Raw genomic sequence first — 16046 nt, 5'->3', positions numbered from 1 at the left:
GTTGCCACTCCCCAAGCTCTCGCTACGGTAGTCGCCGACATACATGCACGCCTTGTTGACACACCCGCCGAAAGCAATCCAAGTCTGAGAATATTCCAGAACTCCGGGGTGCACCTAGTACGCAGGTCAAGCACGCTAATTCATAGGACCAGGCTCGCGAGCGTGCTGCTACGCATCACGCATGACGAGAAGCTTGCAAGCGGCAATACACGCCACGTTAAGGATCTGAATGCGGCAGGGGAAAGAGTGTTCTCCAGCAGCGAGCACCTCATTCAGGGCGTCATGCTATTTGATACCTATATCGGCCCGCTCCTTGGTGCGTTGTCGCCAACTTTTTGGGCTTTCTCAGCTCATCGCGCGTCTGGCCCAATCATCTACAGCCTCGGACATACGATCAACGGAACACGATCTGGTCCTAGTGATTTTCTTCACCTACTGCCAAGCCAGGGTCCCGCCCGAAGAACATGGTCCATCGCCGAGCTAGCACCTTTGGCATGCTCCGATGCCGTGGCATGGTGGGCAGCTCGGCTTGATGAACTGTTCGGAACAGTAAGCGACCTGGCGGTATTTGCGGACAGCAACGGCATCTACAGTCCACGAAAACATTTGCAGGCCCTGCTGACGGTTGAACAGTTCTTCCGTCGAGTCAGCTCAATTCTGACCTCACCTCGGGATGTTCACGCCCAAAGGGTGCTGCTGTTTACCGTACTCGATACAGTCGAGAGGCTATCGGGACGCGACATCGGCAGGCTCTGCCACCTACCCTTCGCCGAGAGAAAGTTAAATGATCTGGAGCTGAGCATTCCCCCTTCGGTCAGCTCTGTACTACTACCACTCGCAAAGCGCGCGGTTGCCGCCCTGAGAGAACTCCAAGATGGATTCTTTATGCACAGATCCCCGGCCAGCGCTCAGATCGCGGGGCTGGCGAAGGATGTTGCGGCTGCTCGGTACGTCAAGGTGCTGAGGAATGCAACCCACGGGCATGGCGCAAAGAGTGCGCACCTAACGGACCAAACCAACGCGCTGCTAGCGCATCACGACGGTAACATACCGCACGATCTTCCTTTGCTGGGCTATTTGTACTTGTTAGATTGGATCACCCACCCGGACGGCTATCGCCGTTTCTTCTACAAGAGCAGCTAGCACGCCTGTTCCTGAATCACACTCATTGGCATCTCGGCCCTCCCGATGCTTTGATAAATGTCAAGCCCCGCCGGCCACCTGCTGGCGGAGCTTGACTCTTTCGTTCCGAACGCCGGCACGGCACACCGTCGCCTGTCAGCCCCTGCCGTAGGGTGCCGCTGAGCGAGGCTGCCATGCCAGCCACCGCCAAGCGCCGTCAGCGATGGGCCGTCGTTTCACTGCCTTCGTGCTGACGCTACCTTTCGTCGGTGCTGTGCGGCTTGGTCGATGGTTGTGGCTTCCCACGGCGGGTGCCTTCGTCCTTGGTTGTGAGATGGCTTGGCAAGATGTGCGCTCGGAGGATGTGCTCCGAGTGTTCCAGCGGCCACGGGCGCGGCTCGGTCGGATACTTCTTCGGACCGCCCTTGGGGTCGCCGATGCCTAGATCCACCCGGTAGGCATATGTAAACTCCAGCATTCGATCGCGCAGGATGTTGGTCAGCACGAACCACAGGATGTCGTCTGTCTGTTTATCTTCGGCGGACAGGTCGCGCCTGCCTCCGTCTGCCGTTACTGCGTCCAACATTCTGCGCTGGGCGGCGGCCATGTCGGCGTGTAGGCGAATCATTTGCTCTCCGACTCGGACGACCTCGTACGAGTGGACAAGCCGACGTATAGCGTCGAGCGCCGCAACGAGGTCTCCCATGACCGGGCTAGGAAAGGCGGCAATCTCCTCGTCTGTTGGAGTTGTCCCACCGTCCCTGATGGTTAGTCCGACCTTCCTTAAGCGCTCATTTCGGCCTACCTGCTGCCTGTGGAGTTCGAGGAAGCGTTCGTATGCCTCTCGCCTCTCGGGCAAGAACAAAGCCGCTTCATCCCGTCGCTGCTTCCGTCGTTCTATCCTGCCGTCGTAGAGCATCTTCAGGAGGACACCACCGAGCGCGGCTCCTGCTCCGATGCCGGCCGAGACAATCGGGACAAGTTCAGGCGCGATCATCGGGCCTCCGTAGTCCGGTTACTCGAGCAGGGTACGCAACCACCGCATCGCCGCCCCGCGATGCTGTTGCCATCCCGTCTGCCGCCGACCCACACTCTGTGGAGCAGGTCAGGGCCAGGGCGACAAGGTCGTTCGTCCGGTAGGGCGCTTTACCTTGTCACCCTGGCCCTGACCTGCTCGGCTTGCCTGGGTCGGTGGCTGGCGGGATAGCATCCCACCCCTACCATCCACAACCCGGAACCGTTCGGCAACTCCATCCCGGAGTCGTCTGGCCCCCGCCGGAGGCGCTCTAACCCCGCGTCCGCCGACCGCTCGCACCGTCCGTCGAACCGTTCGGCAAATCCCACCTTGACCAGATCAGCCACCGAATGACAACCCCGACGTACCTGGCGGCCGTCCGACCGGCGTGAGGAGTCACCTCGACCGGGCCGGCGGGTGACCACTCCTCACGGTTCTTCAAGCCGGACACCTCCACCACCTAGCGGTGGCGCGCGGGCAGTTCCCCATCCCGCCCTCTCCCACCCCGCCTCCTCCTTCACCTCTTCCGCCCCGGAACCCCGAGCGGCCTCGCGTTCCGTTCGGCAACTCCACTGCGGGCGTCCCTGGTATGGCTTCAAGGCTCGTCGGGTGGATGCGACCGGCGGTAGGGCTTCGTCGTATCGCCCTGGTCGAGCCAGGCTCGTCACCGGGTCACCTCACTGACCCAGAAATGACGCGCGGGGCGTGGTTTGCGGGCCGGCTGACTTTCCGCCCCGGCGCGGTCAGCGCCGGGGCGGCGGCTCCGCAGGAGCCGGTTGCCGCGCCCCACGCCGCGCGTCAGCGCCTTGATCCATAGAACGAACAATTCGGCAGGTGACCCGGGGAGCCACCTAAAACTTGACCAGCGGTCAAGGAGCGCTACCAGACGGCGCACTTGACCGCAGTGGTCCCCAGGAACTCAAAAAGGCTGACCCGAATTCTCGGATTAGCCTTTTGACCTGCGGTTACATCCTGTCGGGACGGCCGGATTCGAACCGACGACCCCTTGATTCCCAGGACGACTTGCTAAGCGTTACCGCACGTCACACACGGCACGTCCATGATGAAGGCGTTTTCCCGACGGCGCACCGCTCAGCATCGAGCACCACGTGTGGTCCCCACGTGGTCCCCGTCATCGAGTAGGCGGTTACCTCGGCCACACGGTTCACCAGCTACACACGGGGGCGGGAGGCGTCGGCAACACAGCCGAGCTTGAGCTGCCGGTTCCTGCGCCCAGAACCTGGCAACATGTGCCGCACCCTCCACTCAGGTCGAAGTTGATGGCAGGACAGGGGTGCCATGGGCAGCAGCATGTCAGTACCTTCGGCACCGACGAATACGGCCGAAGGGGCGGGCGGGTTGGCGCCGCCGAAGTGACTGGTTGGAGAATATGGAGACCGAAGGCAATTCTGGCAACTTCGAAGATTTTCCCGGCTGGCTTCCGCAGGACGAAGACCGAGCGAATTTCTTCACCTCCGCGACGATCGTCCTAGACGCGAACGTCCTACTCGCCTTCTATCGGATTTCACCAACGGCGCGGGATGAACTTCTCGCTATCCTCCGAGAGGTAAGAGAAAGGGTATGGATTCCTCATCAGGTCGCACTTGAGTTCATGCGGAATAGAGAGAAAGTGATAGCAGACCGCAACTCTCGATTTACAGAGGTTAAGCGAGCCATTCAAAGCACACCGGAGCGCATAGCCTCCGAGATATACGCGTCGGTAGAAAGCCTGCAAAAACTACGAGCCGCACTTGTAACCCCGGAAGAATGGAAAGAAGAATCACACAACCTCTCACTTGACGCACTCAAGAAGACGGTCACCGAGATGCTGAAACCTGCACTCACGGAATTGGATAGAATCAAGTCGGACTACGACCTAAAGCACTCCGAGATTCAGAACGGCGAAGATGTCGTCCTTCGGAATTTGCAAGAAATTCTGTCCGGGCGAATCGGAAAGGCGTGGCCTGCAGAAAAAGTCAGGCAATTAGTAAAAGAGGCTATCGAATTTCGCTACCCGAACGAGATTCCACCCGGCTATCTCGACCTGAAGACAAAATTGCCAGCGAGGGCAGCCGGAGACTTCATCTTGTGGGCCCAGCTTATCGAGATGCTAGGAGCGACCAGGGTAGAAGGCTCGCTGGTCGCGCTCGTCACGGCCGACGCTAAGGCTGACTGGTGGCAAATTAATGGAAAAAATGAACCAGTTAGCGCCCGCCCTGAACTGGTTCAAGAGCTACACGATCAAGCGTGCGCAAAACTACTACTTCTTACCCTAGACGACTTCCTTGAGGGATCCCGGAACTATCTTAAGAAGGATGTTTCTCCTTCAACTGTGGCGGAGGCCCGCGAGGTGATTGCGGAAGAACGCAGGGAAGAATACGACAGACCCAGTCAGAAAGATACTCTGCATTGGCTAAGAAAGTTTGACCCAGGGAATCTTGAAATAATTGCCCGCGACCTGCTCATACTTGAGGGCTATACGATACGAGACCACCCGAATAGTAGCATTGACATTCTCGCCGAACGCGGGGGAGAGCTATTCGCAGTAGAGGTGACCGTGAAAGGCGTGGGAATCGGGACGGTTATTGAGCTCAACAAAAAGATGAAGCGCTCGAATATTCCATTTGGCATGATTATGACCACAGGAACAGTTACCAACGCCGCCTTGGGTGCAGCACGAGCAATCGAACGAATCTCGATCGTCGACGGAGATGAGTTTGCGGACTTAGTTGACGAACATTTTCACGCCCGCAATGACGAGTTGTAAGGCATAGCTGGCCGGGCATCCCTGCCGTTTAAGTCATGTTGGTTACGGCGCTTGCGATGACAGGTCGACGAGCGCAGAAGGAACGTCGGTCAGCCGGATTACCTGGCCGGGGCCGATGAATCGGCACGCGACCAGTAGCCCTGCCTCGTGCGCCTCAATGCCCATCGGGGATTGTGAAGACCTGCAAGAAGCGGCGATGGGCATCGGCGTACATTCGGGCCCGTCGCCGCTTCTGCGCGCTATCCGGCAGATGATCGGCTACGTGCCTCAATGCTCGCTCTCACCGCAGGCCACTCGTCAGCGATGACGCTGTAAAAATGCGAGGTGCGTAGGAACCCGTCACGGAGTATCCGGTGGTTACGGAAAACGCCTTCCCTCGTCGCGCCGAGACCCTCGATCGCCCGCTGAGAACGCACGTTCCGGCTGTCCGTCTTGAAGGCGATTCGGACGGCTCCCAGATCCTCGAACGCGTGCCGCATCAGCAGGTACGAGGACTCACGCGCGATCCCCTTGCTCCAGTACGCCGGAGAGATCCACGCCCAGCCAATTTCGAGGCCATGGTGTGTCGGCTGGATGTCGATGTAGCTGATGGTCCCGATCGCTCGGGCGTCGTCCCGATTAATGATGGCGAACGGCAGGCGGGAGCCCTGTTCCTGCTCTTGGAGGGCTTCCGTGATCAGTGAGTCCACCTCCTGCTCTGCCTCCGGCGTGGCCTCGTCCAGGTAGGTCCAGATGTCGTCATGCCGCGCCACCTTGGCCAGGTCGGACAGGTGAGCTTCGGTCAGTGGCTCCAGGACCACCTGCTCACCGGTTAGCCGGGTCGGTTGTGGGCGCATCGGCGCGGGCCTCATTCGGCGGACACCTCGTAAACCAGAACGTGCTTGTCACCGGCTAGAAGTTGGTCGAACGCTTCGAGCGGTTTCTCGTCGGCGTCGTAGGCCACCCGGACCGTGCGGACTACACATACCCCGGGATCCAGGCGCAGCAACTCGGCCTCGTGCGGCGAAGGCATGCGGAAGCTCAACTCATCGATGTAGTACGAGATCGGCTTACCGTGCACCCGTTCGAGTACGGACAAGACGCCTTCCTCTACTGGCTCGGGCACTGCGATTGCGGTTTCCTGAACGAGATCATTCAGGTAGTAGCTGTCTCCGAGCTGGTACGGCTCCTCATCAATCAGCATGATCCGCCGTCGCACGAGCAGGTCCGTTCCCTCTGGCACGGCCAGCCACCGCGCGGTCTCGGCCGTGGCCGGCACGCGGGTGACCTCCCGGATGTCCTGCCGCCCCACCCGGCCCTGCCGCGCGGCCTCCACGTTGAAGGTGGCCGCGTGGTGCTCCGCTCGTCGAGCGGCCCTGTCCTGGTCCATGGCCAGAACCCGGATTGGCCGAGCCTTCCGGACGTAGGTGCCTTGGCCCTGCCCGGAGCCGACCAGCCCTTGTGACTTGAGGGCGGAGAGTGCCAGCCGGACCGTGGTGCGGGATGCATCGAACCGTTCGGCTAGTTCGCGCTCTGGGGGGAGCCGCTCGCCTGGCGAGTAGTCGCCGCGAGCGATCGCCTCTCGAAACCTGGTCGCCAGGGCGACGTGACGGGGCTCCTCGCCGCGTCCAGCGTCGCCACTTGAACTCTCGGTCACCTGCGCTCCAGACGTGGGTTACGGGGTTCCTGCTGTTCAGGAGCACAGTCTAGCGCTTGGTACGGACCAAGGCTTGACAGCCCTTCAACGCACTGCCATCGTCTTGGTACCTACCAAGTGGGCGGCCCAAGTGGGCCTCCCAAGCTGAGGGAGTGTCGGGTGGATACGTCTGTCTACTGGTCAAAGCGGGAGCCGAACCGGACTGACCTCGCCGAGATCGAACGTGAGTGGCCACTGATCGCGGCCGAGCTGGACTTGGTCGACGCCGAGATCACGATGATCTACGCCGAGGACAACGGCGGGCCGTCGCCGCTGGACTGGCGTCGGCTGCGCCGGGCCGAGTCCCGTGTCATCCGCACCGCCGCCGAGGTGGCCGCGCGGAGGGCCGGACACGTGTGCCACCCCTACCGGCTGACCGAGGTGCGACTCGCGTCCGAGTGTCGCTATGGCTGCAAGGTCATGGCCTGCCAGGACTGCGGTGCGGAGCAGGTGACACACCACGCCGCCTACGGCTGCCCCGCCGGCCAGAGCCCGCGCCGGGCCGCCTGATGTCGCGCATCCGGGCCGCCTACTGGGATCCGGACGGGACCCGGTACGGCATCCCCACCTACTGGTGGCGGGGTGCCCCCGCCGGCTACGCCACCCGCCGCCAGTTGCGTGCCGCCGGCCTGCGCCCCGCCGGGCAGCCGGTCGCCGCGCAGGTGCTCTGGCGCGGTGTCGGCGGCACCCGCGCCGCCTTCCTGTACCGGGTCGACCTGGCCCGGCCGAAGCGCACCGCCACCCCCGCCCAGCTCCGCGCGGTTCGCGCCGCGCTGACCGCCCGCCGTACTTGCCCCGCCTGCGGTGTGGTCCGGCCCTACTACATCCCGCGCTCGCTCGGCGAGTGCCTGACCTGCTCCGATGGAGGACATCAGTCATGACCGCCCCGACCATCAACGGCACGAAGTTCCCGCAGCCGGTCGACGCGCTGCTTCCGGCCGCCCGCGCCCTGGACCTGCCCGACGGCCAGCAGCTCCCCTCCCGCAACCGGCTGATGCGAGAGTTCCGCATCGGCGCGGCCAAGGCCGACGACATCCTCGCCCGCCTCAAGTCCGAACACGACGGCCGCACCCGCGCCGAGACGCTGCGCACCGCGCTGATCCTGCGCGGCTCGCTGCTGACCTCTGAGGCGGGCACCGCCGACCTGGCCGCGCCCCGGCTGGACTACGCCGAGCCGATCGGCCCGGACCCCGCCCCGGCCCCGGTCGTGCCCGAGTTCGCCCCGGTGCTCGACCCGACCCCGGCCGCCCCGGTGAAGATCACGCCCGCCGAGCCGGGTGGGCAGGTCACGCCGGTCAGTCACCCGGACACGCCCACCCCGACCGCCCCCGACCCCGTACCGGCCGCGCCGGTCCGGTCGGTGGTGGCCTGGCCGGTGGTGTTGCTCGCCCTGCCCGCGTTCGTCGCGATCTGGTCCGGGTGGGTCGGGCTCGGCGGACTCACCGGGTTCGGCGTGGTCCACCCGCTGCCCGGCATCGCGGACGGGTTCAGCCTCAACACCGCGATCACCCTCCCGATCGGCGTCGAAACCTACGGCGCGTACGCCCTGTACGTGTGGCTGTCCGGGCGGGTGCCGCCTCGGGCGCTTCGGTTCGCCAAGTGGTCCGCCATCGCGTCCCTGTTGGTCGGCGCGCTCGGCCAGGTCGCCTATCACCTGCTGGTCGCCCCCGCCACGGGTGCCCCGTGGTGGATCACCACCGCCGTATCCGTCCTGCCGGTCGCCGTGCTCGGTATGGGCGCCGCACTGGCGCACCTCGTCCGCGCCCACGACTAGCTGTGCCCGGCAGCGCGGCCAACCGGCTACCAACCTGCGCCGCGCTGCCGGCCCCCTACCTCCCGAGGAACATCCCCGAGCTTGGAGGAACCCCCATCATGACGTCCCCCGACGACAACAACCGCTTCGACTGGCAGGCGGCAGAACACGATCTGACCGACCCGAACGGCCCGGATGCCGAGGTGGTCGACCTGGACGCCGCCCGGTCCCGCCGGGGCGCTCCCGCCACCCCCGACGACGACGGAAGCGACCTGGCCGACGACACCGCCGCCCGGCGGTTGGTTGACTCGCTGGCCGCGCAGCGTTCGCCGCGTTTCACGGTGGCGGGGTTGCAGGCCGGGAAGCGCCGGCCGATTGTTCCGGCGTGGCTGCGGTCGCGGGCCGAGTTGCGCGACGCTGCCCGGTGGACGGTCGGGCATCTGTTCCACGCTGGGGCGTATCACCTGACCCGGGTGCCGAAGTACGCCGGGAAGTTGGCGTGGCGTGCGCCGCGTGGCGCGGGTCGGGTGCTGACCGGCTGGGGCCGGTGGCTGTTCGACCTGCAAGGCGAACACGTCCGCCAATCGGTGGCCGACAAGGGCGACGCCGAGTTGTACCTCAAGGTGTCGCGGTTGCGTGACCAGCGCGTCCGCTGGCGGGGGTTCGTCACCGCCGCGGTGGTCCTCGGGGTGCTGCCCGCGTTGGGCATCGCCTACGCCCTCGCTCCGGCCGGTGCCCGTTACGCCACCGTCGCGGGTCTGCTGGTCGGGTTGGGGGTGCTCGGGCGGCCGGCGGACAAGCCGCTGCTCGACACCGCTGTGGTCGTGCCCCGGGTGCAGAAGCTGACCTCGGATGTGGTGGTGCGCGCTTTGGGCAACCTCAGCATCACCGGCATCAACCAGGCCCTTGCCAAGGGTGACCGGGGCAAGGACTGGTTCCCCGCCCCGATCACCCGCGACGGCCCCGGCTGGCGCGCCGACGTCGAGCTCCCCAACGGCGTCACAGCCACCGAGGTCATCGAGAAGCGGGAAAAGCTGGCCGCCGGCCTGTCCCGCCCGCTCGGGTGCGTGTGGCCCGAGGGACAGCCCGAAGTGCACCCCGGCCGGCTCGTGCTCTGGGTGGGCGACCAGGACATGTCCAAGGCCCGTAAGCCGGTGTGGCCGCTGCTCAAGGCCGGCAGCGTGGACTTGTTCCGGCCGCAGCCGTTCGGCACCGACCCGCGCGGCCGGTGGGTTGACCTGACCCTGATGTTCATGGCGATGGTCATCGGCTCCATCCCGCGTATGGGTAAGACGTTCGCGCTGCGGGAGGTGCTGCTGATCGCCGCGCTCGACCCGCGTGCGGAGATCCACGCCTACGACCTCAAGGGCACCGGGGACCTGTCCGCGTTGGAGCAGGTCGCGCACCGCTACCGCGCCGGTGAGGAAGACGAAGACATCGAGTACGCGGTGGCGTCGATGCGGGAGCTGCGCGAGGAGCTGCGCCGCCGGGCGAAGGTGATCCGTGAGCTGCCCCGGGACCTGTGCCCGGAGAACAAGGTCACCCCGGAACTGGCGTCGAAAAAGGTGCTCGGCCTTCACCCCCTGGTCGTGGGCGTGGACGAGTGTCAGAAGTGGTTCGAGCACCCGGAGTTCGGCAAGGAACTGGAAGCGATCAGCACCGACCTGGTGAAGCGAGGGCCGGCGCTCGGGATCATCCCGGTGTTCGCGACCCAGCGGCCGGACGCCAAGAGCTTGCCGACGGGGATCAGCGCGAACGCGTCCACCCGGTTCTGCCTGAAGGTCATGGGGCAGACCGAGAACGACATGGTGCTGGGCACGTCGCAGTACAAGCAGGGCGTCCGGGCGACGATGTTCGCCTGGACGGACAAGGGCACCGGCTATTTCGTCGGTGAGGGCGCCGATGCCCGGATCACCACCACCGTCAACATCGACGGGCCGATGGCCGAGCGGATCGCCGCCCGCGCCCGCACCGCCCGCGAGGCCGCCGGGCGGATCACCGGCCACGCCCTCGGCGAGCAACCCGCCAAGGCTCAAGCCCTGTCGTTCCACCTGCTCGACGACATCGCGGCCGTGGTGCCCGCCGGTGAGGCCAAGGTGTGGTGCCGCACCGTGGCCGCCCGGCTGGTCGAGCTGCGGCCCGACGTCTACGCGGGGTGGGACGGGGAGCGGGTCACCGTCGCGCTCAAGCCGTTCGGGGTGAAGGTCGGGCAGACGTGGGGCACCGACCCGGACACCGGCAAGGGCGCCAACCGGGGCGGATTCGAACGCGCCTCGATCATCGCCGCGATTGCGGAGCGTAACCGAAAGCGGGACGCGAGCTAACCGGAAATTGGTCCTAGGTCTAGGACCAGACGGTTCCTAGACCTAGGACCGCCCCTAGGACGCCATCCGAACCTTGATCAGGACGCTAGGAATCTAGCGGCCTGCCCCGAACACACCCCGAAACCGGCTCTGGAGGCTGTCATGCCCCCCCGTCACCTGCTAGCCGCCGTCCCCTGCCTCACCCTCGCGCTGGTCACTCTCGGTTACCTGGCGTTGTGTGTGATCGACCCGTTCGGGCGGTGCCGCACCTGCCACGGCACCAGCCGCAAGCGCTCCCCGCTCATCCGTATGCGGCGGGAGTGCCGACGTTGCGCCGGCACCGGCCTCCGGCTACGGGTCGGCCGGCACGCCATCAACCACATCAAGGACGAGTACAAGGCGGCGAAGTAGTGCACCGCCGCAACAGCAGGGACGGTCACACCGACTGGTGCGGGCGCGACCACCGCTGCAACCTCGGCGAACACCGCTCCGAAGAGATCGTGGTCGACCTGCCCGGCCACGGCCGCGCCGTCCTCGTGCGGGTGCGGACCGCCGCCGGGCGGGAGCACGCCGAGGTACGCGTCCGGGTCGCCCTCGCCCCCGGCGAGCCGGCCGCCCGCCGCCAGTTGGTCGGCCTGCTCGGCGACGTGCGCCAGGCCGTGACCCGCGCCGCCATCGCCGCCCGGCCCCGGCCGAGGCGGGCCGCGCGGTGACCGGCGGGCGGTGCGGCCACTGGATCGGCACCGCCGGCCGCTACTGCCACAGCCCGGACAGCATCCGCCTCTACCTGCAAGGGCCGCGCTGCCCCGCCCATAACCCTGCCGCCCTGGCGGGGCGGTGCGACCCCTCGTCGACACCACTGCACACCCCGACCTCACCGGAAGGGAGGCACCTGATGCCTACCGCTGACCTGCTCGCCGCCGCGCTCGCTCACGCCGAACGAGGATGGCTCGTCTTCCCGCTGCGCCCCGACGACAAGCGGCCCGCGTTCCCCGACCACCCCGCCGACGACTGCACCGGCCGCGACCCGCGCTGCCGCGCCGCCGGCCGGCACCTCGGATGGGAACCCCGCGCCACCACCGACCCCGACCGCATTCGCCGCGCGTGGTCGGCCCGCCCCTACGGCATCGGCCTCGCGTGCGGGCCATCCCGACTGGTCGTGGTCGACCTGGACACCCCGAAGCACCCCGCCGAGGCGGGCGGGCGTGACGGCCTGGCCGTGCTCGCCGACCTGGCCGCCGCGCACGCCGCCGTCATCGACCCGACCTACACCGTGCACACCGGGCGGGGTGGCACGCACCTCTACTACCGGCACCCAGACGACGGGCCGGCGCTGCGCAACACCGCCGGCACGCTCGGCCCGATGGTCGACACCCGCGCGCACGGCGGTTACGTCGTCGCCGCCGGCTCCACCGTCGCCGGCCGCCCCTATGGCGTCGGCCTGGACACCGACCCGGCAACGCTGCCGACCTGGCTCGCCGGGCTGCTCGCCCCGGCCCCGCTGCCACCGCAACGGCCGGTGGTGGTGGACCTGCCCACCGACCGCGCCGGGGCGTACGTGCGGGCTGCCGTCACCCGCGAGGTGCAACGGGTGACCGGTGCCGCGCCGGGCGAGCGCAACCGGGCGCTTCACATCGCCGCTATCGCCCTCGGTCAGCTCGTGGCCGGTGGCGCGCTGAGCGCCGACGACGTGCAAAGCGTGCTGGAACAGGCGGGCGTCGCTGCCGGGTTGCCCGCCGCCGAGGTGTACCGCACCGTCCGATCCGGGCTCACCGCCGGCTCCCACCGTCCCCGAAAGGTCGCCGCATGACCGCCGCCCGTCTCCACCTCGTCACCGACCCGGCCGACACCACCGGGCAGCCGACCACGGGCGGCCCACTGTGGGATGTTCCAGTGCCCTTGACCGGCCCCAACACCGCACCACCACCGTTCCCCGCCGACGTGTTCCCCCGGTGGCTCGGCGACATGGTGACCGGAGTCGCCCGGTTCACCCAAACTGATCCGGCGATGGCCGGCACCCTCGCCGTCGCCGTGCTGTCCGCGTGCGCCGGTGGCCGCCTGGAGGTGGAGCCGGTCGCCGGGTGGCGGGAGCCAGTGAACGTGTTCGCCGCCGTCATCGCCGGCCCCGGCGAACGCAAGTCCCCGGTGCATCGGGCGATGACCGCGCCGCTGTTCGCCGCACAGTCGACGCTCGCTGAGGCGATGCGGCCGAGGATCGCCGAGGCCGCCGCGCTGCGGGACATCGCCGACCGGCAGGCCGAGCAAGCCAAGACCCAGGCCGCGAAAGCCAGCGACCCGGGCAAGCGCGATGAGGCGTCCGCCGAGGCGGTCGCCGCCGCCATCGCCGCCGAGGCCATCACCGTGCCGACCCTGCCGAAACTGATCGTGGACGACGCCACCCCGGAAGCCCTCATCGGGCTGATGGCCGCCAACGGCGGACGGATGGCGATCATCAGCGATGAAGGCGGGATCTTCGATACCCTCGCCGGCCGGTACTCGGGTGCGCCGAACCTTGACCCGTACTTGAAGGGCCACGCGGGGCAGCCGATGAGCAACGAACGGCAGACCCGCGAAGGGGCCAGCGTGGACAAGCCGGCGCTGACCGTGTGCGTGATGGCGCAACCGACCGTGCTGCGCAAGTTCGGCGGAAACGCCGACCTCGCCGGCCGAGGACTACCGGCCCGGTTCCTGTTCGCCCTGCCCCGGTCACTGGCCGGATATCGGTCCGTCGACACCGACCCGGTGCCCGAGCAGGTCACCGCCGGCTACACCCACCGCGTTCACGACCTGGCCGCCGCGCTCACCGAGTGGACCGACCCGGCCGTGGTCACCCTCACCGACGACGCCAGCCGCGTCCGGCGGGCCGCCGCCGAGCAGGTCGAGACCGAACTACGGCCCGGCGGCAGCCTCTACGACATGCGGGAATGGGGCAACAAGCTCTCCGGCGCGACGCTGCGCCTCGCCGGACTGCTCCACATCGCCCACCACCCCGCCGACGCCTGGCGCCGCCCCATCGACGCCGACCGGATGGCCGACGCCGTCCGCCTCGCGGAGTTCTTCGCCGCGCACTACCGGGCGGCCCTGAGCACGATCGGCAGCGATGCCGCGATCGAGAACGCCCGCTACGTGCTCGGCGTGCTCACCACCAAGGGCATGACCACCTTCACCCGCCGAGAGCTACACCGCCGCGTCTCCCGCCGGCTACCCAAGTCCGACGAGGTGTCGGCGGTTCTCGCCGAGCTGGCCGCCCTCGGATGGGTCCGCCACGGCCCGGACGGCCGCTACGAACTGCACCCCCGCGCCGTCGCCGAGGTACCCGAAAGCGTTGACACGCTGACAACCACCCCTGACGACGACGTTTCCCCAGCTCAGGACACCTTCAAAGGTGTCAACGGGGCGCGTTGACAGGCGTTGACAGGCGTTGACAATCCAGCCGCCGGCCCTCCGGTGTCAACGGGTGTCAACGCCTGTCAACGGAGGGCGTTGACACCTCCGCACCGGCTTTCACCTGCGGAAACACCCGCTCGCCGGCCGATTGTCAACGTGTCAACGCCTCCCGGCCCCTCCCCGACGCTCACCGGCACCGACCGGCCCGCTGGCCCCCGAAAGCGGGCTGCTGAGAGCCACGGAGACGGATCAACGCCCTTCCCGGATCTTGCGGTCTAGGACGCTCTCAGCGGGCCGCCCTACGCCGTTCTACGCAACACCTCTCCCCCTCTGCACAGGTTCACCAGGTCGACCGAAAGGCCCTCACCGTGCGACTCGTGACGCAAAATCCTTCACCGGGAACGGCCACCACCCCGGAAACGCACGACACCATCCGGCTCTCGTCCAAGCCGTTCATGTCCACGGAGGAACTTGCCGCGCTACTGGACGTCGACCCGTCGACCATCCGGCGGTGGCGTACCGTCCCGCCCTTGCAGGGCCCACCGTTCATCCAGATCTCCGACCGCGTGGTGAAGTACGCGACGGCCGACGTAGAGCAATGGCTCTCCGCCCGCCGGGTCTACCCGAAGGCGGCGTGATGGCGGCCCCGCAGCAGCCGCCGATCGGCGTACAGCTCGCATCCGATGTAGAGGTGCGAGCAGGCCGGGAGCGTCCCTACCGGGCGCGCGTCCGGTGGGTCGACCCGACGACCAAGCGCCGGCTGTCCAAGTCCACGACCGTCGCCACGCCGGAAGAGGCGCAAGCCTGGATCGACGGATTGGTCAGTGCGGCGCAAGGTGGTGTCGACCCGGTCGCCGCGACAAAGCGACTGGCCGAGTACGGCGAAGGCGTGATGACGCTGGCGCTACGCGGCCTGGAACGGAAGACGCTCGATCCGTACCTTGCGGGTTGGCGTAAGCGGGTAGTGCCGGCCCTCGGCCACATTCCGATCCGGATGATCACCAACGGCGCGGTTGACCGGGCCGTGCATGGATGGATCGCCGACGAATGCAGTCGATCGACGGTCAAGAACAGTCTTGCCGTCCTGGTCCGGGTGATGCAGCAGGCCGTACGCGACGGAATCATTCAGCGAAATCCCGCCCAGGTGACCGGGTGGCAGCGCGAATACCAGCGGGCAGAAGACGAGTTGGACAACCCGCGCACGCTGGCCCTGCCCCACTGGGAAGCGCTGAAACAGCTTGCCGTCGCCCTGGTCGAGCGGTCCGCGAACGGGTTCCCCGGTTGGGGAGACGTGGCAATCTTCGCCGCGTGCACAGCCGCCCGGATCGGCGAGGTCTCCGGCGTCCGCGCCGAGGACATCGACCGGGAAACGTGGATGTGGACGGTACGCCGACAGACCACGCCCGGCCCCGGTGGACTGATCGACAAGGGCACCAAGGGAAAACGCGCACGCCTGGTCCCGCTGATCGAAGAGGTACGACCGATCATCGCCCGACGCCTGGACTCGGTCGCCGAGCCGCACTCCCGACTCTTCACCGGGCCGCGCGGCGGACGAATCAGCACGGCCGTCCTGCGGGACGCGACGCACTGGGATGAGGTGGTGACGAAGCTGGGCTACGAACACCTGCGCCGGCACGACCTGCGGCATACCGGGCTGACGTGGATGGCCGATGCCGGGGTTCCGGTGCACGTCCTGCGGAAGATCGCCGGGCACGGGTCGCTGACCACGACACAGCGGTACCTGCACCCCGACCGGCAGTCGATCACCGATGCCGGAACGGCGCTCAGCGCCCACTTGAAGGCCCGCCGGTCCCCAGATGGTCCCCAGCTACGCGCCGTCTAGATCAGCAAATCCCTACTGTTCCAGTACGAATTAGAGGCCGTTGGCCAGGGCAAATGCCCCGGTCGACGGCCTCTTTTCGTGCTGTCGGGACGGCCGGATTCGAACCGACGACCCCTTGACCCCCAGTCAAGTGCGCTACCAAGCTGCGCCACGTCCCGATTGCTTCCGCGCGATGTTTCCT

15 protein-coding genes and 1 tRNA gene are annotated in these 16046 nt (G+C 66.9%); 12 read left to right on the top strand and 4 right to left on the bottom strand.

The window, feature by feature from the left end:
* Window positions 1–162: 162 nt before the first annotated feature.
* Entirely contained in the window at window positions 163–1143 is a 981-nt protein-coding gene (locus OG617_RS26010; protein ID WP_405095564.1) for a hypothetical protein, read from the top strand.
* Window positions 1144–1378: 235 nt separating this feature from the next.
* Here the strand turns inward: OG617_RS26010 and OG617_RS26005 are convergent, their stop codons facing one another.
* Window positions 1379–2119, bottom strand: coding sequence for a hypothetical protein (locus OG617_RS26005; RefSeq protein ID WP_405095563.1), 741 nt, complete (start codon window positions 2117–2119; stop codon window positions 1379–1381).
* A 1408-nt stretch (window positions 2120–3527) separates the two neighbouring features.
* On the opposite strand from OG617_RS26005, the gene OG617_RS26000 reads away from it, so the two are divergent.
* On the top strand, window positions 3528–4904 hold the full coding sequence (locus tag OG617_RS26000; RefSeq protein ID WP_405095562.1) for a PIN-like domain-containing protein: 1377 nt from the start codon (window positions 3528–3530) through the stop codon (window positions 4902–4904).
* Window positions 4905–5143: 239 nt separating this feature from the next.
* Here OG617_RS26000 and OG617_RS25995 read toward each other — a convergent pair whose 3' ends face one another.
* Together OG617_RS25995 and OG617_RS25990 are read right to left on the bottom strand one after the other, a co-directional pair.
* On the bottom strand, window positions 5144–5704 hold the full coding sequence (locus OG617_RS25995) for a GNAT family N-acetyltransferase (RefSeq protein WP_405095561.1): 561 nt from the start codon (window positions 5702–5704) through the stop codon (window positions 5144–5146).
* Between the two features lie 47 nt (window positions 5705–5751).
* Entirely contained in the window at window positions 5752–6540 is a 789-nt protein-coding gene (locus OG617_RS25990) for a GntR family transcriptional regulator (RefSeq protein WP_405095560.1), read from the bottom strand.
* Window positions 6541–6699: 159 nt separating this feature from the next.
* On the opposite strand from OG617_RS25990, the gene OG617_RS25985 reads away from it, so the two are divergent.
* The 10 genes from OG617_RS25985 (at window position 6700) to OG617_RS25940 (ending at window position 15865) form a co-directional block, all read left to right on the top strand.
* A complete protein-coding gene (locus tag OG617_RS25985) occupies window positions 6700–7089 on the top strand; it encodes a DUF6284 family protein (RefSeq protein WP_405095559.1) in 390 nt (129 codons plus the stop codon).
* Complete coding sequence (locus OG617_RS25980) at window positions 7089–7460, top strand: RRQRL motif-containing zinc-binding protein (RefSeq protein ID WP_405095558.1); 372 nt, start codon at window positions 7089–7091, stop codon at window positions 7458–7460. Before OG617_RS25985 ends, OG617_RS25980 begins: the two co-directional genes overlap by 1 nt.
* Window positions 7457–8353, top strand: coding sequence for an ABC transporter permease (locus OG617_RS25975; RefSeq protein ID WP_405095557.1), 897 nt, complete (start codon window positions 7457–7459; stop codon window positions 8351–8353). Before OG617_RS25980 ends, OG617_RS25975 begins: the two co-directional genes overlap by 4 nt.
* A 98-nt stretch (window positions 8354–8451) precedes the next feature.
* On the top strand, window positions 8452–10656 hold the full coding sequence (locus tag OG617_RS25970) for a cell division protein FtsK (protein ID WP_405095556.1): 2205 nt from the start codon (window positions 8452–8454) through the stop codon (window positions 10654–10656).
* A 141-nt stretch (window positions 10657–10797) separates the two neighbouring features.
* On the top strand, window positions 10798–11046 hold the full coding sequence (locus OG617_RS25965; protein ID WP_405095555.1) for a hypothetical protein: 249 nt from the start codon (window positions 10798–10800) through the stop codon (window positions 11044–11046).
* Complete coding sequence (locus OG617_RS25960; protein WP_405095554.1) at window positions 11046–11348, top strand: hypothetical protein; 303 nt, start codon at window positions 11046–11048, stop codon at window positions 11346–11348. Before OG617_RS25965 ends, OG617_RS25960 begins: the two co-directional genes overlap by 1 nt.
* Window positions 11349–11530: 182 nt before the next feature.
* Window positions 11531–12445: a bifunctional DNA primase/polymerase gene (locus OG617_RS25955; RefSeq protein ID WP_405095553.1), complete on the top strand. Its 915-nt coding sequence runs from the start codon at window positions 11531–11533 to the stop codon at window positions 12443–12445.
* A complete protein-coding gene (locus OG617_RS25950; RefSeq protein WP_405095552.1) occupies window positions 12442–14040 on the top strand; it encodes a YfjI family protein in 1599 nt (532 codons plus the stop codon). The genes OG617_RS25955 and OG617_RS25950 overlap by 4 nt, the downstream gene beginning before the upstream one ends.
* A gap of 359 nt (window positions 14041–14399) precedes the next feature.
* A complete protein-coding gene (locus OG617_RS25945; protein WP_405095551.1) occupies window positions 14400–14660 on the top strand; it encodes a helix-turn-helix transcriptional regulator in 261 nt (86 codons plus the stop codon).
* Window positions 14660–15865 carry a tyrosine-type recombinase/integrase gene (locus tag OG617_RS25940; protein ID WP_405095550.1) on the top strand — a complete coding sequence of 402 codons (1206 nt, stop codon included), beginning with the start codon at window positions 14660–14662 and terminating at the stop codon, window positions 15863–15865. The genes OG617_RS25945 and OG617_RS25940 overlap by 1 nt, the downstream gene beginning before the upstream one ends.
* Before the next feature lie 84 nt (window positions 15866–15949).
* Here the strand turns inward: OG617_RS25940 and OG617_RS25935 are convergent.
* Window positions 15950–16023, bottom strand: a tRNA-Pro gene (locus tag OG617_RS25935).
* Window positions 16024–16046 lie beyond the last annotated feature (23 nt).

Source organism: Micromonospora sp. NBC_01412, from assembly GCF_045040215.1.
Taxonomy (GTDB): Bacteria; Actinomycetota; Actinomycetes; order Mycobacteriales; family Micromonosporaceae; genus Micromonospora; species Micromonospora rubida.
The sequence above is the reverse complement of the archived record's forward strand: the minus strand, read 5'-3'. Positions and strand labels throughout refer to the sequence as shown.

Bases quoted from the DNA above. Each gene is read 5' to 3' on its own strand.
- OG617_RS26005 (WP_405095563.1), bottom strand. From the start codon at position 2,119: ATGATCGCGCCTGAACTTGTCCCGATTGTCTCGGCCGGCATCGGAGCA.
- OG617_RS26000 (WP_405095562.1), top strand. From the start codon at position 3,528: ATGGAGACCGAAGGCAATTCTGGCAACTTCGAAGATTTTCCCGGCTGG.
- OG617_RS25980 (WP_405095558.1), top strand. From the start codon at position 7,089: ATGTCGCGCATCCGGGCCGCCTACTGGGATCCGGACGGGACCCGGTAC.
- OG617_RS25975 (WP_405095557.1), top strand. From the start codon at position 7,457: ATGACCGCCCCGACCATCAACGGCACGAAGTTCCCGCAGCCGGTCGAC.
- OG617_RS25970 (WP_405095556.1), top strand. From the start codon at position 8,452: ATGACGTCCCCCGACGACAACAACCGCTTCGACTGGCAGGCGGCAGAA.
- OG617_RS25965 (WP_405095555.1), top strand. From the start codon at position 10,798: ATGCCCCCCCGTCACCTGCTAGCCGCCGTCCCCTGCCTCACCCTCGCG.
- OG617_RS25955 (WP_405095553.1), top strand. From the start codon at position 11,531: ATGCCTACCGCTGACCTGCTCGCCGCCGCGCTCGCTCACGCCGAACGA.
- OG617_RS25950 (WP_405095552.1), top strand. From the start codon at position 12,442: ATGACCGCCGCCCGTCTCCACCTCGTCACCGACCCGGCCGACACCACC.
- OG617_RS25940 (WP_405095550.1), top strand. From the start codon at position 14,660: ATGGCGGCCCCGCAGCAGCCGCCGATCGGCGTACAGCTCGCATCCGAT.